17 protein-coding genes and 1 tRNA gene are annotated in these 24,143 nt (G+C 48.9%); 15 read left to right on the top strand and 3 right to left on the bottom strand.

Features of this window, described 5'->3' with window-relative positions; translation table 11 throughout:
* The first annotated feature begins 451 nt into the window (after positions 1 to 451).
* The 5 genes from DW892_RS09195 (at position 452) to DW892_RS09175 (ending at position 12,163) form a co-directional block, all read left to right on the top strand.
* Positions 452 to 2,851 (top strand): tetratricopeptide repeat protein, encoded by a 2,400-nt coding sequence (locus DW892_RS09195; protein WP_117767100.1) that lies wholly within the window; start codon positions 452 to 454, stop codon positions 2,849 to 2,851.
* A 158-nt stretch (positions 2,852 to 3,009) separates the two neighbouring features.
* Entirely contained in the window at positions 3,010 to 8,352 is a 5,343-nt protein-coding gene (locus DW892_RS09190; protein ID WP_117767098.1) for an AAA family ATPase, read from the top strand.
* Between the two features lie 154 nt (positions 8,353 to 8,506).
* Positions 8,507 to 9,532 (top strand): hypothetical protein, encoded by a 1,026-nt coding sequence (locus DW892_RS09185; protein WP_147349868.1) that lies wholly within the window; start codon positions 8,507 to 8,509, stop codon positions 9,530 to 9,532.
* A 51-nt stretch (positions 9,533 to 9,583) separates the two neighbouring features.
* The gene (locus DW892_RS09180; RefSeq protein ID WP_158567053.1) at positions 9,584 to 11,254 is read left to right on the top strand and encodes an AAA family ATPase; all 1,671 of its coding nucleotides are present in this window, start codon (positions 9,584 to 9,586) and stop codon (positions 11,252 to 11,254) included.
* A gap of 69 nt (positions 11,255 to 11,323) precedes the next feature.
* On the top strand, positions 11,324 to 12,163 hold the full coding sequence (locus DW892_RS09175) for a DNA adenine methylase (protein ID WP_117767092.1): 840 nt from the start codon (positions 11,324 to 11,326) through the stop codon (positions 12,161 to 12,163).
* 71 nt (positions 12,164 to 12,234) lie between these two features.
* On the opposite strand, the gene DW892_RS09170 is transcribed toward DW892_RS09175, so the two are convergent.
* Positions 12,235 to 13,659: a hypothetical protein gene (locus DW892_RS09170; RefSeq protein WP_147349867.1), complete on the bottom strand. Its 1,425-nt coding sequence runs from the start codon at positions 13,657 to 13,659 to the stop codon at positions 12,235 to 12,237.
* Between the two features lie 335 nt (positions 13,660 to 13,994).
* Here DW892_RS09170 and DW892_RS09165 point away from each other — a divergent pair, with 335 nt between their 5' ends.
* The 4 genes from DW892_RS09165 to DW892_RS09150 all read left to right on the top strand — a co-directional run bounded on the left by DW892_RS09165 (position 13,995) and on the right by DW892_RS09150 (position 17,464).
* Positions 13,995 to 15,083, top strand: coding sequence for a hypothetical protein (locus DW892_RS09165; protein ID WP_117767088.1), 1,089 nt, complete (start codon positions 13,995 to 13,997; stop codon positions 15,081 to 15,083).
* Between the two features lie 262 nt (positions 15,084 to 15,345).
* Positions 15,346 to 16,278 carry an Abi family protein gene (locus tag DW892_RS09160; protein WP_117767086.1) on the top strand — a complete coding sequence of 311 codons (933 nt, stop codon included), beginning with the start codon at positions 15,346 to 15,348 and terminating at the stop codon, positions 16,276 to 16,278.
* 579 nt (positions 16,279 to 16,857) lie between these two features.
* Positions 16,858 to 17,136, top strand: coding sequence for a hypothetical protein (locus DW892_RS09155; protein WP_117767084.1), 279 nt, complete (start codon positions 16,858 to 16,860; stop codon positions 17,134 to 17,136).
* Positions 17,137 to 17,164: 28 nt separating this feature from the next.
* A complete protein-coding gene (locus DW892_RS09150) occupies positions 17,165 to 17,464 on the top strand; it encodes a nucleotidyltransferase family protein (RefSeq protein ID WP_117767082.1) in 300 nt (99 codons plus the stop codon).
* A 289-nt stretch (positions 17,465 to 17,753) separates the two neighbouring features.
* Here the strand turns inward: DW892_RS09150 and DW892_RS09145 are convergent, their stop codons facing one another.
* Positions 17,754 to 18,503: a hypothetical protein gene (locus DW892_RS09145; protein WP_117767080.1), complete on the bottom strand. Its 750-nt coding sequence runs from the start codon at positions 18,501 to 18,503 to the stop codon at positions 17,754 to 17,756.
* The gene (locus DW892_RS09140; protein ID WP_117767078.1) at positions 18,487 to 19,476 is read right to left on the bottom strand and encodes a hypothetical protein; all 990 of its coding nucleotides are present in this window, start codon (positions 19,474 to 19,476) and stop codon (positions 18,487 to 18,489) included. The genes DW892_RS09145 and DW892_RS09140 overlap by 17 nt, the downstream gene beginning before the upstream one ends.
* A gap of 654 nt (positions 19,477 to 20,130) precedes the next feature.
* Between DW892_RS09140 and DW892_RS09135 the strand changes: the two genes are divergently transcribed.
* From DW892_RS09135 to DW892_RS09110, 6 genes are all read left to right on the top strand, one after another.
* Entirely contained in the window at positions 20,131 to 20,799 is a 669-nt protein-coding gene (locus DW892_RS09135) for a DUF3990 domain-containing protein (RefSeq protein WP_117767075.1), read from the top strand.
* On the top strand, positions 20,780 to 21,469 hold the full coding sequence (locus DW892_RS09130; RefSeq protein WP_117767074.1) for a helix-turn-helix domain-containing protein: 690 nt from the start codon (positions 20,780 to 20,782) through the stop codon (positions 21,467 to 21,469). The genes DW892_RS09135 and DW892_RS09130 overlap by 20 nt, the downstream gene beginning before the upstream one ends.
* An 11-nt stretch (positions 21,470 to 21,480) precedes the next feature.
* Positions 21,481 to 21,666 (top strand): hypothetical protein, encoded by a 186-nt coding sequence (locus DW892_RS09125; protein ID WP_117767072.1) that lies wholly within the window; start codon positions 21,481 to 21,483, stop codon positions 21,664 to 21,666.
* 8 nt (positions 21,667 to 21,674) lie between these two features.
* A complete protein-coding gene (locus DW892_RS09120) occupies positions 21,675 to 22,178 on the top strand; it encodes a Fic family protein (protein ID WP_187365019.1) in 504 nt (167 codons plus the stop codon).
* Positions 22,179 to 22,418: 240 nt separating this feature from the next.
* Positions 22,419 to 22,493 (top strand) — tRNA-Val (locus tag DW892_RS09115).
* A 394-nt stretch (positions 22,494 to 22,887) separates the two neighbouring features.
* Positions 22,888 to 24,045 (top strand): hypothetical protein, encoded by a 1,158-nt coding sequence (locus DW892_RS09110; RefSeq protein WP_117767068.1) that lies wholly within the window; start codon positions 22,888 to 22,890, stop codon positions 24,043 to 24,045.
* Positions 24,046 to 24,143: the final 98 nt, after the last annotated feature.

Genomic DNA, 24,143 nt, shown 5'->3' with positions numbered 1-24,143 from the left:
TATCGGCTAAACATCTTGCAGATGTTGCCGACAAATTCTATACGAAAGATTTGTATTGAGGAATTAGTACAATGGGCGGCCCTTTGCTTTCTGCAAAGGGCCGCCCACCCCTTATAGCCCTCATTGCTAATAAAGCTTCGATTCTTTCACACAGCGAATTATAGAGCACTCGCTTTATGTGAGCCGCGCATACCTCGGACCATTCGCTGTTTGTATTTATTGCTGGCATATTACGTCCTATGTAAGGAGGAAAGGAATGTTTGGAAAAGTCAGGAAAACGAGAAGCGACTGTACGGTTGGTACCTACGAGAAGAAGCATGACCTTCCTGCAGGAACACTTAGGAACTCTGATGGTCGTAAGGCCAGAAAGGATAAAACTCTGAAATCCCTTCGAAAAGAAACTGGAAGCGACTATCGATAACTTCTGAAACTATAAGATTGGGGTACTGCAATGGGAACTGATGTCTTTGTTCTTGGCGACGATCAGAGCTATGCAGCAAGCATGGCCAATGACTACACCTTGAAGCCATCGTCTGAGATGAGCGGTCGTTCAAGTTCGCGAGCGCATATTCAAGAAGTTGCTGCCGAAGTGCTTTCGAAGGAAAACGGGACTGGCAAGGTCTTTTCGATCTACGGGACCGGCGGGCTTGGGAAGACGTTCCTCATGGAAGAGTTGTATTCCGACTTTACACATAGGTTTACCCACAATACCGTTGTTACCAGGCATAGCTTTGAAGGAGAAGAGATAACCTCTGAAGAGAAGATTCTAAAAGAGCTCTCGGATCTTCTTGCATGCAACGGAGTGCCAAGTCCAACCTTTAGGATGAATTACTACGCATGGAGAGCAAAAGCATCGAATTTTGCATTGGCTAAAGCCGAGTTCTGCGCTGATTTTGAGCAAGCAAAAAATAAGGGAGTCGAGATTTCGACGATGTTGTCGGGTCTTGCTGCTCCCTTTATTGATCAATTTACCCAAGGCCTTGGTGGCTCTATTCTTAATGCTGCCATTGAGATTGGGGTTTATGCAGCCGATTCTATTAAAAGTGCCAAAGCGTGTAATGAATGGAAGAGCCTAACGGAAGAGAAAACCTCCAGTGATTTGAAAAGGTCATTGGCGGCTAGTCTTAAGTCTGATATCGAAGCGTGGACTGGTCGCAATGAACGGAAGCTTATCTTCTTTTTGGATACATTTGAGAAGCTGGGTTGGGTTGCTGGTGAATGGCGAATAGGTCGATACGATTGGGCAAAGACCATCTCGGAGACAAAGGGGTCTCTCTGGATTGTCGCTGGGCGCTGCAGACTTGCATGGAAAAATGTGGTTCGTTTTCCTGTTCAGCTTGAGCCCATGAGCTCATCTGAAGCAGACGACCTGTTGGTGAAATGCGGAGTCAGTGATTCCGAGCTGCGTAGCTTGGCTGTGGAGAAAGCCAGAGGAATACCCGTATACTTAATAATGCTTGCTGACATGATTAATAGATCGTCAGTCGCGGAGGCAAGGCGCGACCTTCTTTGCATTGTTGATTATGATAATCTCGTCGAAGTGTATTTACGGGGCCTCGATGCCTCCCTTAAGCCTGCCATCTATACCGCTGCTTTTATTGAGTACTGGGACTACGAATTTATGATGGCAGTGGGGGAATCCTTCATTGATCCTAATGCTATTGCTCAACTTGAAAATCTTTCCTTTGTATGGAAGCGGCAAGATAGCTTTGAAATGCATGAGGTTGTCGCCGATCTCATTCGTAGATCTGCTAAGGGCCCTGTCGTATTGAAGCTTTTCAAGGCGTGCGGAGATTTGCTCGGGCAGTTGGGCTCAGACGATAAAAGGACTGCCTATGCAAAGGATACTTATAGACTTCATGTGCTCAAGGCAAGGCAACTTCTTGCTGTAGAAGGTGTGGACGTTCTTGGATCCGAGGCAGCTTTTAATGCTCGCATGCAATATGCCGAGGCGGCATGGCACAACGGTCAAGTTGAGCAGGCATATGACCTTTATAAAGAAATTCAATGTTCTTACGCTCCTACAAGCTCTGCAGATGAACCTAGCATTTATTTCTTGAGAGCAAAACTCAAGACTGCGGCTCTTAAAACTCAACTTTGGTTAACCAGAGGCGAAAGAACATGGCATGAACAAGCCATCGCAGATACCGTTGAAGTTTTAAATGACGTAAGGGAGCATTATCCGAATGAACGGCTCATTTATCTTTCGGCGCTTAATGATCTTGGTATTTCCTGGAAACGATTCAAAGACTTCGACAAGGCTTTCTACTATCAGAATCAAGTTGTGAGAGCGCTTAAGGATAAAAAAGCCAAGGAACTAGATGCCGATGAGGCTCGCTTTATTAACAACTACGGAGCAACATGCCAACAATACGGTGCCAAGCTTAAACAAGAGGGCAACGCTTCCGAAGGGCAAGAGTACCTTAAAAGGGCTTTGAAGTATTACGACAAGGCCTACAAAGCGCGTAAGACTCTGTTTGGCACAAACAGCCTTCAGGCTTTAATCGTGCTTACCAACAAGGGCGTTGCCAACATGTTGATGGGCAAGTATCCTGAAGCTGAAAACATGCTTGAAAAAGCCTATAGAGGCTTTAAAAGCGGTGGTTTCCCCACGGGAGATTCCTCTTATTTGAGAGCTAGATTTCAGCTGGCCAATGTTAGTTCTAACAAAGCAAGAGAGCTCAAGGATGCTGGCTTGATCGATGAGGCGCGCATCGAGGGGCGTAAAGCGCTTGAGTTGCACAAGAAGGTTTATAACGATAAGAAAGAATGCCTAACTGAATGGGCTGTTGATACGGGAAAACCGAGAGATGCGGTAAAGGCCGCTGAAAAGTTTTTGGCAGAGCTTTAGTGGGCGATTGTTGGCTGTTTGTTTGTATTGATTCGTGTTGGATCGTCTAACTGTAAAAGTCTTTAAAGGCCACTATTTACCGTTTATCGAGAAGAAGTTTATTGCTACGACACGAGTGCTAAAATCAGCTCATCAATCTCTATATTAGGGGTGTAGCAATGTTTGATACCAAAATCGCTCTTGAGCAATTTAATGCGCTTTCTGATGTTGCAAGAAAGCGATTGAGTAGCGCCCTTGATTCAATAGAGCATGGTATTTCACCTAATACAGATGCCATTCATGATCTGAGCCTTTCTCTTTCAGATTTAAGATCAGCATATGAGAAAGCAAAAGGTGCTGCCATTCATTGCGCTAACGCCGACGGTGTGAATGATGCTGATGCAGCTTTTTGCTCATATATTGAAACAATTGACGAAAATGAACGCCGACAATTAATTGCTGCATTACAACCAATTATTTCTTTACTTGAGAGGTTTGTTAGAGTTAAGTCTGACAAGGATGCCTTTATGGGAGACCTTATTCCCATTCAAAGCGAGGCATCAGACTTGCTTGATAGTCTAAAAAATGACCCACTGTCTTTAAATCAGGGCGAATCGGGTTTAAATAACAATGTAGTTAGGCCTAAACAGCTTTTTATGGAGGCCCTACATCATGAGGACATGACCGATGATAGGGGTATCGATCTTTCTGAAGAACTTGCCGGCCTCTTTCCGCAGCGTATTATCTACGGTCTTATAGCAGGTGTCTACTATGAACCCCACAACCCGAATCCCATAAAACAGCCGGAGCCTCAGGCTGCAGTTTATCAGGCAAAGAGCGACCCTGTCTTGCCTGTTTCCGAAGTGAAGAGTGAAGCCTTATCCTCTATTGAAGAAGATGGTGGATGCGCTGAAAAAGAATCGGCTCCATTAGCGCCTCAAAGGCCTTCTCTTGGCAAGAAAAAACTCGGCATTAAGAAACTCCAGAGCGACGTATTGAATGCTGGATATGTTGCTAGATTTACATTCTCGCTGCTCGCGTCATGGCCTGGACTCACTTCAGGCCAGATTGCTCGAATTGCATCATCGTTTTACGAATGGGATACCGTTCCCGAAGCCGTTCAGACGATTATCGATCGTCTTGTCAAAAAGACTTATTTAGAATCAGTCGCGGTCAGTGACAATACTCAATATTTCCTAACGGTCCCTGCTGCTGTACTTTGTAGCAAAGAAACCGTATATAACTACAAGAATGCTTGCCGAAAATCACCTTGGTTAATACCGATGCCGGAGAGCAGGATTTCAAACGGCATTAGAAATATAGACACGGCTGCTGAGCGCATCAAAGATATTAAGTCCAGGGACATTGTAGAGGTTTTGCGTTCATACGACCTTCTGATTGATTACTTATGCTATGTCGAAGATTCAAATTCGGGAGTGAACAAATCAAAACTGCTCGATAGCCTCTTTGGGAGTACTCCTTCTGCTGTTTTGGTCTATTTTAATGATCAGCTCATTAACTGCGTCCTCGCTCCCGAAGGCGAAAGACTTTCGTTGGAAGGCAACAACGTTCTGTCCAACGTTGCGCCAAAAGAAAACGTCGATAGCGCAAATATCGACCATTGGTTCGTTCTAAAGGATGGCTTATTAGAAGACGCTTTTGCGAAACTTGAATTCGCGGATGAAGAAGACGAAGATAATACGCCATTACCTTCATCATCTGAATCCTTGGAATCAGACCAAGGTCCTGCTGACTTCGCTATAGACTCCGAGGTTGTCATTCTGAATGAGGTGCATGAGTGCGATCGTAATAATCTCACCTCAACTGATGATTCAAATGGGGCAGAGGGTGTGGCGGTCGATTCGGGCGCCCAAGAAGCCGAACATGAAAACTCTGATGTTTCTATTCATCCTGACATCACGGATGAAATGGATTCGAACCAAATGGCCAGCATACTTGTCAAACGCAAGATGCCTCCATCAGACGATGAAGCTCGACTATTTGTCGGCAAGCTGCTTAATGAGCAAAATAGAATCCAATCGCTAGTTGCAGCGCATTATTTTCTTAAGGCCCTCTCGTTGGAGGGCGATCGACCTTGGGCTCAGTTGGCTTCACTTCAGATGGCCTATGGCTGCGATTCTAAAATTGAACGTCACCTGTATCGCGGCTCCGAATTGAAGGCTGCGTTTCCTACCGTTACTGCCGATACTAGCGCCTTACAGCTGGCCGCTTATTGTAGGGCAATGGTCGCTCCTGCAGTTGCCTATGACTATGAGCTGCATGCGACCGCGGAAACGTTTGGCAAGAACTTTGATGAGCTCTTTCCGCAATTTGTTGTATTAAAGCCGCTGTTTAATGAGCTGCTCAAAATATGGGATGTTTCTCCGGAGCGAGGTCTTGATAGTCAGATAGTTGAGATGCTCGGTGGAGAGGAGAGAAGAGACCAGGCAATAGCCGAGACCGAAAGTAAGGCAAGGCTGCTATGCGCGCCTCCTAAAGTAAAGGCGATGATTAAAGGCATCCCCGAATTTCTTGAGTTGAGTTTTGGCGATTCGAGCGATCTTGGCTCTGTTCTAACGATTGTTGCTAATGATGACCGCGAATCTCGTCCTCTAATTGAAGACGTTCTTGCTCAGTTCAAGGTTGGCAGTTCCGATGCCGAGCAGGATAAAGCCATTTCTGACTTTATCGATTCGAAATGGCGTATGGCGGTAAATGGTAAGAAAAATAGAGGGATGAATCTTGAATATGCCGCTCGTAAGCATTTGGTTAGTGCCATTGAAGACCGCATCGAAGTATTAAAGGAGTGGAACACCCTAATCGGTTCTTCATTTAGAGAGGGGGCGCTAGAACAGCTGGGAAATCTCAAGGACAGGATTCTTGTTTTGACCGATGAGGTTTCTGTTTCTGGAGCAGCTTATAATCCGGTGGATTCGACTGTGCTGGACGCTTTATTTACCGATATAAAGCGTTTACTGACGGGAAATTCTTCCTGCACAATGGACTATGAACAATTTCTTGCCACTGGATGCATTTCGATTGATTCTGGTCTTCCTGTTTTGAACATGGATCTCTCCCGTGTCGTTTATTGCGAACCTTGGAGGGTTCTGCTCGAGCACCATCTGAGCCCTAAACTTGATTCAGCTGAGGCTGCTAGGCAGATTGCTGATCCAAGTTCGAGGCTATTTGACAATTTAGGCCAGCTCGACAACATCTTGAATCTGTGTGGCGCAATAGAGGGGGTTCTGCCTCCGAGCGACCTTGATCGTAAAAATGCGCATCAGTCAGCCTTGGATGAGCTGGATAAATATAAAGATATGCTCGAAATGGCGTATGCCTACAACAAAATTGATGAGCAACAGAAGGAACGCTTGCTAGAAATAGCTCGTCTGAACATGGGATTCTTCTTTGACTTGGAAGACTATGCCAATTGGAAGTGGTTCCTTAAGGGACTTCAGAAGCAGGTCGATGATCTTTCGCTTTCGCGTAAGACCGATCTTGATCGCAGGCTATCTTCTTGTCGTCGTAAGATCCAAGGTAAAAAATCCTCCTTGCTCGATAAGGCTACCGTTTTGTTTGAAGAGGGCAACTATGCTGTAGTTGAAGAGTATTTGAATAGAATAGATGCTGGCAAGCTTGATTTGGACGTAACGCCTATTACCGAGAGCGATGTTTTCTCGGAGTTTATTAGCGATGATGTTTATAAACAGCTATTTGATTGTTGCAAGAAATCTAACAACCGAAACGATTTTGCCAAGTTCGCAAAGTCCTATATTAATAAGAATGCTCCGAAGAGTTGGGATACTGATTACAAAGATTCAGGCTATAAAGAAAACGCCTTGAAAATGGTTGGAAGTTGGCCAAAGCGCGGAAATAAAACCGGAAGTGCCGATTGCAAGGATATTGCTACATTCTTGAGAGCTCTTGGATTGTCTGTTAGGCAAGTTGAACGCACTTCTCAAGGCCAAGCTCGGTACTCCGCGTCGCTACGCCCCGCTTCTCGCGGAACGACTCAATACAGTCATCCTATTGCGGCATTTGGCACTAAAATGCCGTCAAAGCTAGATGTTTTGCTGTTGTTCGGTTCATTATCGCCTAGAGATATCTTGTCTAAAGTTCGTGCTGCCGGACTGACGAGGATGTCCCTCGTATTTGTTGATAGCCCAATGAGACTCGAGGATAAAAGAGCCTTGGCAGAGCTATCACATGCGAGCAACAATCATCTTCAATTTATCGTTATTGATCAGGTCCTTGCATTGTTCTTGGCCTTGCACGAAGAGCCCGAACGTCTTCAGTTAATGCTGAAGTGCGCCTTGCCTTTTACGTTTTATCAACCATTTGTACGCGATGGCGGTCCTACCCCAGACGAAATGTTCTGCGGCAGGGATGCTGAGCTAAGAAGCATTATGGATCCTGGTGGAGCCATAATCGTCTATGGTGGCAGACAGTTGGGCAAGACTGCGCTTCTTCAAAGAGCCGAAAGCCTCTGCCAAAAACCTGATTCCAAAGAGTTCGCAGTCTATGTCAACATTCTTAATTGCCTGACTGAAAAGGATGTTGCCTGTAAGGTTGCTGAGGCTTTTGGTGCAAAAGCTGAACTTTCGCTTGGAAAGGTTGAGGACATTCGGTCCCTTGCGGCAGCGATTGCTAAAGCCATGAACTCCAAGCTTGCTTCCAGGGTTCTGTTGCTTCTTGATGAGTGTGATAATTTTCTCAATGCTATTGCTGAGCACCATTACAGGGAGCTCCAGCCTCTTATCGACCTAAAAAGTGAATCTACTAATAGCTTTAAGTTTGTGATTGCGGGCTTGCATAATGTTTGCAGAGCAAAAAACGCTATTCAGGAGAACGGCTTCTCGGGCCAAGTTGGTTCACCCATTTGCGTCAAACCATTATCACCCCAAGAAGCGCTGCAGCTAATTTCTAGGCCGCTGCTTTATTTGGGCTTCCAAGTTGATAGGTACCCTCATCTGGAGACCATCCTTACAAACACAAATTACTATCCAGGAATCATCCAGTTCTTTGGGCATACACTGGTTGAAACCATGAAAGAACAGTATGGCGTTTATTATCGTGCTGCTGATGGACAGCCTCCGTATCCTCTCCTTGAGGAGCAACTTGGCGAAATCATTAACAAGAATGATTTGAACAACAGTATTAGAGAAAAGTTCAGGCTCTCTCTGGAGCTCGATGAGCGATACTTTATGCTTGCTCGGTGTATCGCCATGTTGAGCTTTGCTGCAGAACGCGAGGATGATCAGAAGTCCCTGCTTGACGGCTTCAGTATCGACGCTATTCAGAAATCAGCGATCGAATTCGACATCTCATGCCTAAAATGCGAATCCCAGAGCGCTCTGGAGATACTGCTTGACGAAATGGTCGAGATGGGTATTTTGACTAAACCTTCTATGACTGTTCATTGTTATAAACTGCGCAGGCATTCGTTCTTGAATATCATCGGACCCAATGAAGATGCTGTTTTCGATGACATCATCGAAGCTAATGAGTGCGCTAAGGTTTAAAGGAAAGTGTGGCTTCATGGGCATGGACCATTCGTACATATGGTGGACCAATGTTACGGGTCCTCAGATGTTTATAAAATCAGTCGTGAGTTCTCTCTCGGACAATTACAATGTGCGATTGCTTCTGCCCAAGTTGTGCCCTTGGCCAAATAGGATGAGGGAGTTAATTGCTGAAGCCGCCCAAAGCGAATACGCGCTGGAAGGTGTCACTATTGATGTGGTCACACCGGATGATTTTAACAATGCTCAGAGTCCAGTTGAAGTGCTGCTTGATCGCTACGCTCTGAATGACGTAAGACTAAGATATAGGAATTCACTTAATCCCGCTGAGTATCTTATCCAGAATCACGTGTTGAAAGACAGAATCGTCTGGTTGACAGGTTTTGAGCCGAAAGACATTAAAACTTGGATGGGCTTAATCTGCGGGTGGCCATCTACAACACCTTTAGATGGATTGTTTGTTGTAGAGACTTCTTTTGATGGATGGTCTTCGCTGGATCAAAATGAAAATGATGGGTGCAAGACTATCAGTTATCGTGATTGCATAGGCGAGTATAGCGTTTCGTTATTCAATGGTTTACTTGTGGATGAAATGCCTTCAATGGCTTTTTCGGGTCAAGAAAAAAGCTACTGCGCCTCGCTGCTCTCCAACGTCTGCGGTGGGGACGTTGAGGTGTCAGATATCTTATCCGAGAACCTCGAACTTATGCTTGATAACAGCTATGATGTGCTCTGTTCTGTTTTAGATTGCTTTGATAATGATAGGGTCAAAGCTGATCATAATAATGTTCTTGCTATCGCTCTGCGAGCCGATAAGGGCTCAATCGATCGAAGAGTCTGGAAAGCACAGGTCGTGATTCTGTTCCCCATCTTGGAGGCTAGGCGATTGGCGGTGATAGCAAGAGTACGTGATCAGCTTACTGCCGTTTTGGAAAGCAGTGATGTCTCTCAATTTGGCGAGCGCGTATCTGAACCCGAGGATGTTGAACTCGGAACCCTTGTATACCTAATGGCGCAAACTAACGATGACGGCGAAAGACTTTTATATATCCCCGATCGAGAGCTCAGGAACGAAATCCATCTTCTTCGCGAATGCCGCAATATTATTGCGCACCACAAAATATGCGAATGGAGCCAAGTTAGATGGTTACTTGAATCAAGTGGAGATTCAGACGTATAAATTTCTAGATAAGACACTTTCGCAATAATGCATTTATTGATTGGCTGGCCCATGGTTAAACGTCTCAATATTAATCGATATAAGAAATTAAACGATATTGCTATTGAATTTGACTGTGGCGTTAATGCCATATCGGGAACGAATGGCACTTGCAAGACTACCCTGCTGCATATGATCAGCAACGCATACAAAGCTGTCAGCAGGAAAGATCACCAATTTAAAGATCCCGAAGCATTAAGAATGATTAATTCTCTCAATGCTCAAGTGAATACGAAGATCGAAAAATTAGCAAAAGGTGATAGGCAGTATAATAACCCTGCCCCTGGCTATAAAGAGGGGTCGTTGTTTGAAGTCGAGTATTTAGATGGTTCGCGACTGTCTTTTAGAAAGCATAATTCGGCCGTCAATAATCGATATGCAATTAAGCCCTATTACAAAAAAGGCAGTCATGATAGGTTGCCAGCCAAGCCAGTGCTTTATCTCGGACTGGCTCGTCTAATTCCTTGGGGAGAATATCAAGACGACGGTGCGCTGAAAAACTCATCATTCATACTCCCTGAGGACGCCCAGTCTGAGCTGAGCGATCTTTATGCTCGAATCACCGGAATTCACGCAAGCTCATTTCAAGCACAAAGTCTAAGAGACATTAAGAAAAGACAAGAATTTAGCACGGATATTGAAGGCGTAGATTCAAATACAGTATCTAGCGGCGAAGAGAATGTCTTGATACTTCTAACCGCCTTGCTCTCATTAAAAAGATATTATGAGGCTTTGGACGAGAGCTCTCAATCGGAAACGGTTTGTAGCCTATTGCTTGTTGACGAGCTTGATGCAACTCTGCACCCTTCGTTCCAATATGCTTTGCTTCAATTGCTTATTGAATACTCGACGCTATTCCATATTCAAATAGTCTTTACTACTCACAGTATCTTTATGTTAAAGCAAATGTTTAAAGAAAAACAGAATGTAATTTACCTGTATGACGGCGCAGGTGTTGTTTCCAAAATGGACAACCCTGATATTGAAAAAATAGAGATGTATCTCACAAATAGATCCCGAGCGGACCTATTCTCTGAAAAGAAAATACCTGTATTCACCGAAGATGAAGAAGCAAGGTGCCTCATTCGCCTGTTGATATCCCATCTATGCAAACAGGCAGATGGATTTAATCACTTAAACAGACATATCCATTTGATAGACGGAAATCTTGGCGGTGACGTTATATCTAGCCTATTTAAAGATTCCCAATTAAGACAATCCGCCATTGCGTCGTTCGCTATTCTCGACGGTGATAAGCCTTCGAATCTTTCCAAAAACACAATTGCCTTACCCGGAGATGGATCGTCGCCCGAATGGCTATTATTTGACTACGCAATTAAATTGTCAACTGATGGTAACAATCCCTTCTGGGCTGACGAATGCATTCAAGGTGAAGGTTTTTCCATAAGTAATTTTAACCAATGGATCAAGCCTGAAATAGATGAGGCGCGCAACGTTGTTGGCGGTGGCCAAAAGCGGGAGAAAGCCAAGGCAGTTTTTAACAGGAATATACTATTTTTCACGTATGTCTTTAAGGCATGGATGCTTGATTCCGCAAATGCAAGGGATATAAGGAAATTTGGATTCAATCTCCAGGCCGTTTACCATAAAACAGCCAACTATCACCGTATTTTCATTCCATCAACTGTTGATTTCGGTATTTATACTTTTAAGTACGAATAGACTGTAAAATATTCTGATTTAAAAAATAGTCAATTGTTAGCATTTGCGCAAGCTAAGGAGGTGTAGTTAGTGCCGGCAACACTTACGCCAGTGCGATATCCAGGGGGTAAGACGAAGATTTACCCTGAAATCAAATCGATACTTGAAGCAAACAACCTGCTTGGGCACGCTTATGCAGAGTTATTTGCAGGAGGAGCAGGCCTCGCTATTAAGTTGCTTCTAAAAAATGACGTTAAATCGATTGTAATTAATGATTTTGATCCTGCTGTGTATTGCATGTGGGACGTGATAGTAAATCACAGCGAGGAGTTATGCGAATTTATCAATGACGCAAAACTTAATATAGATACATGGAAATCGATGCGAGAGATTTATCGTTCAAAGGATGTCAGCGATAGCCTTGCGTTAGGTAAAGCATGCTTTTATCTTAATAGAACCAATGTCTCTGGTATTTTGAGCGGCGGAGTTATAGGCGGTCTAGACCAAACTGGAACTTATAAAATGGATGCTCGATTCAATCGCAAAACGCTCATTGCTAAAATACAACGAATTGAAGAATATAAAGACAGAATTGAAGTTACGAACCTTGATGCTGAAGAGTTTATAACTCGGCGATTAACAGATTCCGAACTGTTTGCATATCTTGATCCTCCTTACGTCCAAAAGGGTCCCGGTTTATATCGAAGTTCTTTTACTAACGAGAAGCATCGCTCATTAGCCCGTAAAATCGGTAGTGCACAGAGTAAATGGGTTGTAACTTATGATGCAGACGTATTGATTAAATCCATTTACAACGATTACGAACAGAGTAATCTTGAAATTGGATATTCTGCCAATCTAAAAACTGTTGGCAAAGAGAAGATAATACTTGGGCCAGGACTTATTTGGCCCGCTAGTCTTAAATCATAGCTCTTTTAGAACGATCGACTTACCGGTGGCTTCAAGACCGATCAGGCATTAGCCACCGGTAAGTTGTTATACTAATTAGACCACATTAACCTTATGATGTTTCCGGCCAATCTAGAAACACGGACAATGCTCTCTTTGTCGGCAGACAGCGTGCCGTGAGCCCATTTTGATAGAATTCCCTCAAAATTGTATTTGCCATCTATCCATTCGCTATTCAATGTAATCTCATTAATATCTTCAAAGTTGGCGGTCTCCGTCATTTTCTTCTTGGCTTCTTTTAAAAAGGGCTTTAAAGCGCCATCCTTGCAATCATTATTAGGATCGCTTGCTTTAAAGTACTCTTGTGCGCATATTTCTAGTAGCAGTCGCATTGAAAACGCAACTATTGGAAGATAATGGAATCTCTTCTGTTCATTCTTTAAATAAAAATGGTAAATGTCGTCGATGGCTCGATATAGCTCATTTGATCTGCTGCCTTTCGGTCGAAGCATTCCGCCAAACAGAACCTCTTCTTTGGTTTTTACTGGTTTTCTCCTCTTATGGGGCAAAGCCTTCGCGGTGGACATTTCTTTTCTATTGTTTGGGGCGTTGCTGCCACCCAGCTTGGTAATTGGCTTGCTTTCATTAAATGAAGAAATGTTGGCGTACCTGTCTGGATTTAGCTCAATTAGCGCATCCTTCAGTCTGCCGGCGTTTTTCCTTGCTGAGCTCAGATCCTCATTTCTAATCCGTGCGATATCTTTCAGAATTTCGACGGCTTCCTCGAGATTATGATTAGTTACGAGCTCGTTATTCTTAATTGAAAATCCAATTTTGTTTAAATTCGATTCAGTTAACAACCTTTTCTCGACATATTCTTCGTTTAATTTTTTATTCGTCGCTACAATTCCGCCTGTAGCTTCATCAAGCAACATAAGAGGGCCCTTGGGCTGTCCCCTAAAGTTATGCAAGAATTGTTCGTATTGAAGCTTGCCCCACTTATTCGAAGATCGATGGATTCGTTCGACAATCTCTAAAGCAATTTCTTTTGTGCAAACATTACAAGGTAAGACCGTTAGATTGCGTAACTCCGGTTCCACTTCAAAGACACCGATCCTATTAAAGGCATCCTGATATAAATCTGGATCTTTAATACACTTCAATAGGGCTACGCGACGATTTCCGTCATAGACGGTAAATGTATCGTCCGCATTTGCGACAACTACAGGTATCTCGTTTAGATGGTAACGTTTGCCCATTTCAACGATTAATGAGTCTAGATTCCAGTTATCACTATCATTAACAATCGCCCTTTTAATGATTTCAGAATCGCTCATGCTCTCATCCACAGGGTCTCTAGGATTCTCGGTCCATAAGCGTAGTTTTGATAACGGTATAGGTTTAATCGCTTGTTCAGGCATCATTACAACAACTCCATAAGGAAAGATCGATGAACTATCAAAATTATAGTGAGTCACAATGCTCGCTAGCTGTGGAATCAATCTCAATACCGGCATTAAATGCATTCACCTGAAGATGACGTAACATCCATTCACAGGGTAGGGAGAGTTTAATCGTTAACATGCAGCACCTAATGATAATGGTCGTATTCTGACAACTGCCGTAAGAGCCCAATTGAGGGTCAATAAACTCGCGAAGCCCCCAGACGGCCCATTGCGGACGTTATGCAGCCCCTCCTTTCACCGACTGGCAAAACGATTTACACCTAATTTCGGGGTTCGTTTACAGGCAATTCGTTCGCCACTCGCCGATCTCGCTACACTAATAACTGCTGCTACCAGGTAGTTTCCTGGCGCAGTTTCCATTGGCTCTTGCGAAGATCGGAGCGGTTATGTTTGCTGCCGCGTTCCACACCAGCCGTCATTACATCCTGTTTACTGCCATGGCCTGCCTATGCGTTTTGCTGGGCGGGCCTTCTTATGCCGCGGGCGCGGAAAGCCTGTTCATTGCGGGCGTCACGTACTACGAGCCGGGTGTATCGGGTCCCGGGTGGGCCTGGACAGATGCCGGCCATCTGGAGCTTACCGGCTACGCGGGCGAGGCCATCGGCGCGGACGACGACCTGGTGGTGACGCTTGTGGGGCAAAACTCCGTGGTTGAGACGAGCGCGCCCGACGTGGACATCTCGCGGTGCGGCATGGAGCTGTGGGGCGATCTGACGCTCCGCGGCACCGGGTCGCTGGTGGCTACGGGCTCGCAGTGCGGAATCTACGTGTCGGGGACGCTCGCGGTGGACGGCTGCAAGGTTGACGCGCGTGCCGATGGCGCCGGCATCGCAGATGCGCGGGTGGCCGGCGTGATCGCGGATGGTCTTGCCGTTCGCGGCGATGGGCGCGTTGTCGCCGCGGGCGCGGGCTCCGGGGCGGGCGTGCGCACCTATGGTGTGTGTCTGCTGGGCGGGGCTGCTGGCGGTGACGCGGCCGGGCAGCTTACCATCGATGCGTCCTGGCTGGATGCGTCGGGCGCCGACGCCGGCGTCGCCTGCCTGGGCGGATCGTTTGCATCCGCGCGCTTTGTGGCTCCTGCGGGTGGGGCCTTTGGCGAGGGCGGCGTGGTGGATGCCGACGGGTCCGTGGCAGCGCGTGTGACAATCGTGCCCGTGGATGCCACGGCGTCGGCGGGGGAGACCGGTGGGCCCGATGTGCCGGGGGATGGTCTGTCCGCCCCTGGCGCTGACCCCGCTACTGTCGAGCCAGCTGCGGATCCGTCGACGATTCCCATGCTGAAGCCCGCGGCCGCGACTAAGTCGGCGACCACGACCACAGTGACCAACACCACGGCCGCCAAGGCCTCTAGGCCCAAGGTCACCACCAAGACCTCCTCGTCGCTTCCCAAAACCAGCGACACAAATTGGATCGTCGTGTCCCTAACGCTATTTCTTCTTGGCACAGCGTTCCTCACCACCTCACATTGTTGCTGATGTGGTGAGGAACATCTGGCTTAAATGTAGGAGTTCTGCAGACGCTTTAGAGGCAACGCTTTCAGTGAAGGAGTGTTGCCTTTTTCATGCGAGCAATGCCGGACGTGCTGGTAATGTGTGCCGGTGGATACTCAGTGCATGTGCTTGACAGCGCGCAAGTTTGAAAATAGTATCATTACAGTGATTAGGGTCCAGAAACTTTCGATGCCTGGAACCGGAGGGGAGCCTGCGGGTTCCCCTTTTATTTTCGGGAAGAGCGACGATGCCCAAAGAATTCCTTACCTACCAGCAGCAGATGGAGAAGCTCAGAAGCTCCGGCCTCAGAATCGAGGACGAAGAGGTTTGCCGAAGGGTGCTTGCGGACATCGGCTATTTCCCGGTCGTGAACGGCTACCAGTCGTTTTTCCGCGACCCGAGCACCCGGGTATACCGCGAAGGTGCCACTTTTGGAGACATCCTAGCGCTTTACGAGTTCGACGTCGAGCTTAGGGAGATAATGCTCGATGCGCTGCTCAAGGTCGAGGCGAAGATCAGGTCGGCGCTGGCCTACGAGTTCTGCGCTGCATATGGCGAGTCCCAGAGCAAGTATCTAGACGCCCGCTGCTACGCGACGTCGAAGGGCGCGAAGCGAGTTCTCCCAAAGCTGCTGAACATGCTTGACTATATCGCCAACAAGGATACCAGCCACGAATACCTTGCCTACTACCGCAGGGCATATAAGAACGTGCCTCTATGGGTCACCGTGAACGCCATGACCTTCGGACAGACTTCGAAAATGCTCACGGCGCTCAGGGACAGCGAGAAGGCCAAGATTGCTAAGAGGTTCGGGGTCGGAAACCCGAAAGAACTCTCGTCGTTTATCCGCGTACTCGCCCTCTACAGGAACGTCTGCGCACATGGAGAGCGTCTCTTCTCCCACAGGTGTCACGTCGAGATTCCTGACACGGCCTTGCACGCCAAGCTCGGCATCGAAAAGATTGGGCCGGATTACGCTTGCGGCAAGGTAGACGTTTTCTCGGCAGTGATCACCCTTCGATACCTCCTTCGCGACGACGAGTTCAAGACATTCAAGGCCAAGCTCGTCAAGTGCGTTAACGGATACTTGTCATTGGATGAGAGCATCGGCGAGGAGCGCCTCCTTGATGCCATGGGTTTCCCAGCCGAATGGAAAAAGATAACTAGGTATAAAATTTAGATTCGACCCGCCTAAAAGTAAATCACTTGTTTTAGGAAATTATTGACGACGGAATTGAGCGTCAATCCCTTGGTGCAGACGCGTTGTGGTTATCGGTTGCCATAATGGATGCAAGGCGGGGGGTCGGCTGGCTCGGGCGCATTTTTCTTAACGCTCTTCTTACCTGGCATAGCACTCTTGGGCACCGCATATCGTTGCTGAATGGCCCGATTTTCGGAAGTGCGGGTAAAAATTTAAAACCGCCGAGCACAAACTGATTTTTAGCAACAAAACAGCAGATCGCGGAAGCTCGAAACTGGGGTCTGGGCGGCAGATCTCGGTTTCCCCGCACTTTCGGAATCGCATAACAGAAGTATGCGGCAAATTCCGGAACCCCCGACCACAACCCCCTTCTAACGTAAAGAAACCGCAGGTGGAAGTGTTGCCGCTTTTCGGTGTAGTCAACAAGTCTGAGATTTGCCGCATACTTTCGGAGATTGCCAGCTGTCAGAGTTCGTCTCTTATAGGAATAATCCAATTCACGCCGCGTTACATCTAGTCTGCTCTTTATACTTGGATATCAACACTAAGGAGGCAGCCGTGCTTTGGAGCTATGTTCAGCTTGATGATGGCACCCAATTTGCCTACTCAGAGACAAGAGAAGACGGAACCGTTCGCGTGGCCGTCGAGCGCCCGGTTGACTTTGGCTTTGACCATGCGGAATGCTTCTTGCCTGCGGTCAAATGGTTCAACGTCGAAGGATTTACTGCTGATGACCTCAATTTTTTGACAGAATTTGTTAGCTCAAACGCCCCGTTTATCCTCGAGCTCGCCGAACGCCAAAAAGCCGGACCGGCGGTTTCGGCGCTGGCCCCCTGACGTTCTACTGTTGAACGGCAAATAACCCATGATCTCGCCTACCGACATATCCACTGCGGTCTCCCGCGTGCTGGCTCGCTACGACGTCCGCGAGGCATATCTGTTTGGCTCGTTTGCGCGAGGCGAACAAACGCCCGATAGCGATATTGACTTGCGCCTAGTCTGCGGCAACACCATGACGTTCGGCGCGCTTCTCGAACTCTCTCATGAGCTCGAGAAGGAACTTGGGCGAAAGGTTGATATCGTCACCAACCCACCAGAGCACATGCGCGCGGCCTTCCGGAAAAGCATCGAGCAAGATGAGATGCGTGTCTATGAAGCGGAGTAAGCAGGATGAGGAGCTTGCGAATATTTGGGTTAGATAGAACAGCTCGCCACCTTGGGTTAACGAGCGCGATTGCGGGGCTTCTTGACTCGTCTTGCATCGTTTTCCATTTATTTTTTTCCATTTATTTATATGCTTGTCCCAGAATTTGGTCGTAAGGCGCGACCAGCGGAATCAAAAGAAAGCCTACCGAGAAGATCTTGGTCGAAGAGCACGACCAGCGCAATCAAAACAATGCTCGCGGAGAAGGCGCCTTCAATCGTTCTGGTTGAAGGCGCGTCATGTATACGTGTTATCGCAAGTAAACGTCCTTCAGCACCTCAACGACCTGTTGCGCCCCAACACCCTTGATCCTGATTGTTTTGGGATCGACGGGGTCCGATTCGTAGGCCTCCATGAAGCGCCTCATGTCAGCAAGAACACCCTCGCTCATGGCGGGACGCTCGTTGCCCGCGAGCAAGGTGGCGAGGCGGCAGACGTCGTTACGGTGCTTCTTTACGCTCTTCTCATCGACTGCCTTTCCATCTGCACGCTTGGCAGACAGGTCGAGCCACGCCTTTGCTTTGAAGGGGATTAGTCCCTCGACCGACAAGGCAGCGACGCCGCCCGCCGATACTCTGTTCTCCACGAGCAATTTGTAGTACTCCTCGTCCAGCAGAATCGCAGAAAGACTAGAAACCTCCTCCCCGATGTGTATCGGCAAAAGGCCGGAATCCCCGTGGCGCAGGTTGATGTCGGTGCGTGCAAATAACTCCAGCATGGCGGGGAAGGCCGGGTCCTTCGGCTTAGAGAACCGGTAGAACCGCGGCTTCCCGCTACTCTTTTGTTTGTTCTCGTACCCGCCTTCCCGAACAAAGTCCCAGAACACGCGGCCGAACTCAGGCGTCAGCGCCTCCACCAGTAGGACTAGATCGAGATCTTTCGTTGCCCTGAAATCTTGCCCGACCTCGCCGAACAGCAGGTCGCAGGCTCCGCCACCGATTAGGACATATTCGCCCTCGCGGCCCGCGAAGCGTTCCCTGAATTTATCGATTCCCTTCATAATCAACCCCAAGCACTCGATTCAGGACGTACTCGATCTCGCCCGCGACGCGCGGGTCGTCCCTCATATCGTCGGGAAGGGATAGGATGGCGGAAAGCGGGTCGACAATACACCCGGGCGCTGGCTCGGGCTCGTAGCGTAGCACCTGCACTACGCACGCGGGCTCCTCTGGTTCGTCGAATCCAGCGTTACGTGCACCGGTCGCCAGCCCTAGGACGCGCTCTTGCGCTTTGGTCGCGGTGAAAGTCGGCCAGGGGTCGTCCTGCAGCATCGAGATCTCACTCAGCGCCGAAACTCCTCCTGGTGGAAGGCCCACATCGGGTAAGCGGGTCAGGCGATGCTCCCTTGCGACCGGACTTGCCATGTATGGCTCAAGCCGCCGCCACAGCGCCATCTTATTCCGGTCAGGGCGTAGGACCCGTCGGCGCCCTTCGGACACGATGATCGAGGGGTCGACAGCAGCGAGTTCATCGAACGCGCGCGAGACGGTCATCTTTGCTACGGCGAGAACGTTCGCCGCCTGAGTTACGTTGGCTCCGTCGAGTCCACCGTAGAGCGCCATGATGGCGAGACGCTGCGCCTGGGGCGAGAGCGTCTCGATGCTCACCTGCTTACGGCCGCCCGCATGGCTCTTGCCGCCATTCAGAGCGACTCCCAGGAACGGTAGGTACACCTGCTTGTCTGTAGCTACAAAGGCGAGGCCGGCCTCAAGCATTCGCTCGACCCTATAGCCCGTGGCGCTCTCGAGAGCGAAAGCCACGGGAATCCCCAGAGCTGTCTCCAGCGTGTTGCGGTGTTTCGCCATGGTCTTCACCGTCGCGTTCTCGATGGGGAAAGCCATCACGAACGGCACACCGAAGGCGGTCCACCGCTCAAGGGAGTACAACCCCCTCAGATACAGGGGAAGCCCCGAGACGTCAACGGGCTCACGCTCAACTTTCGAATGCAGCATCTTCTCAACGAATTCCCGCATGCCTCGCCTCCTTGTGTAACATGCTATTTTGAAATGTAACATTAATGATGTTACAAGGCAAACTATTAAGTTACATATAAAGACGCCCTGTGTATGCTACCGTTTCAAACCCGGCAAAACCCAAAGCGAGTGCAAGTGGCGTGTTCTCCACACTCGCCAAGACCGCCGACAACCACTGAATTGCCATGGCCTTGGTGCTGTTCACACTAGGAAAGCATTCATCGCAATCGCACGCCGTTGTTGTTGTGACTCATTTCCGGAAGTGTGTGTGGGGGGGATCGGAACCCGCCGAGCGCAACCAAATTTTTACGTACAAAACCGCAGGTCACGGAAGCATAAAACCAGGGTCTGGTCGACAGATCTCGGTTTTTCCCCGCATTTCCGAATACTCAAAACGGAAGTATGCGGCAAATTCCGGAACCCCCGACCACACCGCCCTTTTGGCGCAAAGAAGCCGCAGGTAGAAGCGTTGATGTGCTCCAGCGTGGTCAACAAGTCTGAATTTTGCCGCATACTTCCGGACTCGGAGAGTCTTAGAAGCCGGTATTGAACTCAAACTCGGTTCCATACACCCTTTTGCTCTCTGAATACAGGTATCGCCCTAGCGATAGTGTGCTATACTATCGCTAGGGCGATACCTGTTAGGAGACTCGCGTGGAACTGTGGCATGGTTCTCAGAAGATCATTGAGACTCCCCAGATTGGCCTGGGGAAAGTCCATAACGACTATGGACAGGGATTCTATTGCACAGAGAGCCTCAACCTTGCAAGGGAATGGGCATGCTCTAGGGACGCAGACGGCTTTGCAAATCGATATGAACTCGACATGGCCGATCTCAAGGTACTCGACCTGCTATCGCCGCAATATTCAGTTCTGCATTGGATAGCGTTGCTTGTAGAGCATCGTTCATTCCGAAAGGACACCGCCGTCGCTGTGGGGGCATGCGAATACCTTCGCGATCATTTTTTGCCAGATGCTAACGCTTACGATGTGATTAGAGGATGGCGTGCGGATGACTCGTACTTCAGCTATGCCAGGGCGTTTGTAAACAATACGATCACCATTGACCAGCTCGGTCGAGCTATGAGGCTCGGTAACCCTGGAGAACAGATTGTGCTCAAAAGCGAGCGCGCGTTTAAGAGCATTCGTTTTGCTGGATTTGAACGTGCGCCACAAGCTCTATATGGCCCATTGGCCAAGGACCGAGATGAGTTGGCAAGGGCGCAGTATCGGGAATTGCTTACCGAAAACCCGTTTGAGGGAATTCGTATCGTCGATATCGTTCGAGAGGGGATGACAGAAAATGACCCACGCCTACAGTGAGATGTATCTCGAGGATGCCATGAGAACGCTGGGCGAGGCAGTCGATTTCGCCCTCTGCGACCAAGGTTTGAATCCAGCCGAGCTGACGGCGATCCTGTCGAACACTATTGAGATGAAACAGTTTGAGCGCGGTATGCCTCGTGTCGTCTGCGGCATGACGGGCGACGAGCTCGCGCGCGAAATTATCGCTCGGGCGGGGCTAAAGCCTGCCGAATGCAGGGAGACCTATCCGTTCGACCGTTCGCCTCAGTATTGGGCGGGCTGGGTTTTGGCCTATACGCAATGGGTAAGCAGCCTGGGCTTTAGCGAACTACTTGAAGTCGCCCCACTCGATTGGATAATCGGTTCGTACCATCCGCTTCTCGAAGCTTCCGAAGACAAATTCGCCCAGATTGTCATCGATAAATGGAACAAAGCCCAGGCAGACAAAAAGGGCCTCAAGGCGGCACGAAAGGCGGCCGGCCTAACGCAAAAACAGCTGGCCGCCCAATCGGGGGTTAAACTTCGCGCTATACAGCTCTACGAACAGAATCAGCTGGATTTACGCCGCGCCTCGGTCTCTTCGGCATTGGCGCTCGCAAACACCCTAAGCTGCGCCATCGAAGACCTCGTCTGGCAACCGATCGCCCTGGAGTACGACTCGCGGGCTATTCCGTCCGAAAGGCTATAGAGGAGGTAGACATGCCTTGGAACTACGTTCAACAAGATGACGGAGCTGATTGCGTTGCTCAAGAAGATCATTCATCTGCGCTCGAGGTAAATTCAGCATCTCCGAATTTGCTCGACGGCGTCACGTCAATCGACGAAGCTATTCGGCAGACCATAGCGGGCATGCCCAACGCGCTCAAGCTCTTGGAGAACTCATGATGGCGGCTATGCAGCGGAGCGCTCATCCGTTCGTGCCGCTCGTGCTCGATGATACCGGTTCGCTCGAAGCTATGGCCGCGGCCGCGATGCGCCTACACAGCACGCTGATGACGGTCGGGCGCTGCTATACAACCGACGCCACAGGCGACCGGGCCGCGCTTGAGCTTGGACGCGTCGAGTCCGTACTTGCGGGTGCATTCTGTACAATATTCGGTCAATCGCCGGCCGATCGCTTCGCAGACATCTTTGACCAGGTCACCTACGTGGCAGAGCACATGGTCAGGGACCACATCTTCGAGGACGGTAACAAACGTACCAGCCTTATCTACGCATTGTCCGTCTTAAGGTTCGCCGGCACTCCGGTCGTGCTGTCCGACAACCCCGAGCCCAAAGACAACCAGTACTATGCCTGGATCCAGGACCTCGTATCCGGAAACCGTACGACCAGCGGGCTCGCCGAGGAGCTGCGCCGCGGTTGCATTGCGGGCATAGGCGACCCGTCGCACGTATAGAATCAAAGCATCTGCACGCCGGTTATTGAATTGATTGGACACCACATGGAGATCCCCAGCGCCCTGTGCTGCCGCCCCGAGACCTCGTGGATCAAGCGGTAAATGGTGGTTTAGCTGCTGGTTTGCTGGACGCCTTGTTTGTGATGGAACGGCATGTGCCCAAGAATTTGAATTCGAGGGCAAAAAGTTCTTGGTAAACAACGCGAGGCTATGATAGTATCTCTTTTGCCGAAAGGCGACGGGCGATTGGCTCAGGGGTAGAGCATATCCTTCACACGGATGGGGTCACAAGTTCGAATCTTGTATCGCCCACCATCTAAAGCGCAGGTCAGAGGAGTTAAGCCTCTGGCCTTTTTCTTTTTGACATCAAGCTTGACACCAAAACTGACACCAAAATCAAATCGTAGTCATCTAAGGCGTCATTTTATATCGCACCCTTTTTGCTGACGTCATTGCACGTTTTGTATATAACGCATGCGTATTTTCATTGAATTACCCATATGATACGAGCGCAAATGTGGAGACAGGGACCACACGCCCAGAGCTCCTTCCAGCGGATTTCTATCACACGAGGGATTTTTGGCAGAACTCGTCAAGCTATTGGCCAGCGTTTGGTCAGCTTCCGGTACTTACCCGCATGATGCCCCAGTAGATAATCGGCGATGTCCGCAATCCGCACGGCCCGCGGCCGAAACCAGGGGAGGCGCAAATGGACGAAATCGTCTGCGCAAACACCGCATTCCGCTACTGGCGCTGCCCACCGCAGGTGCGCGACCTCTACCCGCGCCTGCCCAACACCGAAGACGGTTGGCGAGCTCTATCCCAAGCCCCTTTCGTAACCGACGTCCTCAAGACCCCGATCATCGCTGTTGCTTCGCCAGGTTGTTGTAATCACCACTCGGGATTGCGCTCTACAATTCGCTGGGATGGGGCATCGGATGCCGGCACAACAATCGACACTCATTTTGGCTTTAGTGTCACCAATCCGCTAAACACGTTATTTACTATGACACGCTTTGTGTCTCAAATAGATCTCGTACTGGCTATGTACGAACTTTGCGGCTGGTTTTCTGTTTTCGAGCCGGCTCCCGCTGCCGAAATGCAGTTAAAACTGGCGGTAGAAAAGAATCGCAATTCCAGCACGCAGGATCTGTTCGAACTTGGAGAAGGCGAAGACGAGATTCCCTGGAAACGAGTTTATGCCCGCGCAACCGTAAAGGACCCAGATAGTGATGGCCAAACAAGCAAGCGTGAGGATGGAAGAGAGGTTACGAAACTCAAAGGTACTTCTCTTTGGATGAGAAAGCCGCTCATCGAACTGAGCGACCTGCATCGTTTCGCCGACAAGGTCAAAAGTCAAATGTGGGGAAAGCAGTTTTATGATGCCGCTCAGCAGGTTATCGGCATTGCTGCATCTCCACTCGAGGTTGCGGGGGTCCTGCTCCTAAGTCGTTCTCGACGTCTAGGTGGTTCAGGATTCAGATACGTGTACCTCAACGATTTAACCCCTCTATCCGAGGCTGCCCAAAGCATCGCTGGTCAAAAGGTCTGCTACGGGGACATCGTGATTGTAAACCCAATGCTAATGAAGGCAGTAATTATCGAGATCCAAGGTGAAGTCATCCATGGATCAGGCGCGGTACTTGACCACGATGCGGAGCGTATGACTGCGCTTCAGAGCATGGGTTTCGACGTGTTCCTGGTAACCCACGATATGCTTAACGACAAAAAGCAGCTAGACATCATAGTCAAAAGCGTTTGCAGCCGTTTGGGGATTCGATATAAAGCCAAATCCGAGGCAATGAAGTGCGCCGAGACGCGACTGCGAGCAAATGTTTTGTGCAACTGGATGGACATCGGAAATTAGCCGGCGATAAGGAACTAGAACGATCTAGTTTGGTTGCCAGTGAATTAGTGTCATTTCAAAACTATGTCGGATTACGGGGCTGGACCCGGACCGGCCGT

It is taken from the genome of Collinsella sp. AM40-7AC (assembly GCF_003468125.1).
GTDB lineage: Bacteria > Actinomycetota > Coriobacteriia > Coriobacteriales > Coriobacteriaceae > Collinsella > Collinsella aerofaciens_O.
Note: the sequence above shows the minus strand (reverse complement) of the source record. Positions and strands in the feature narration are given on the sequence as shown.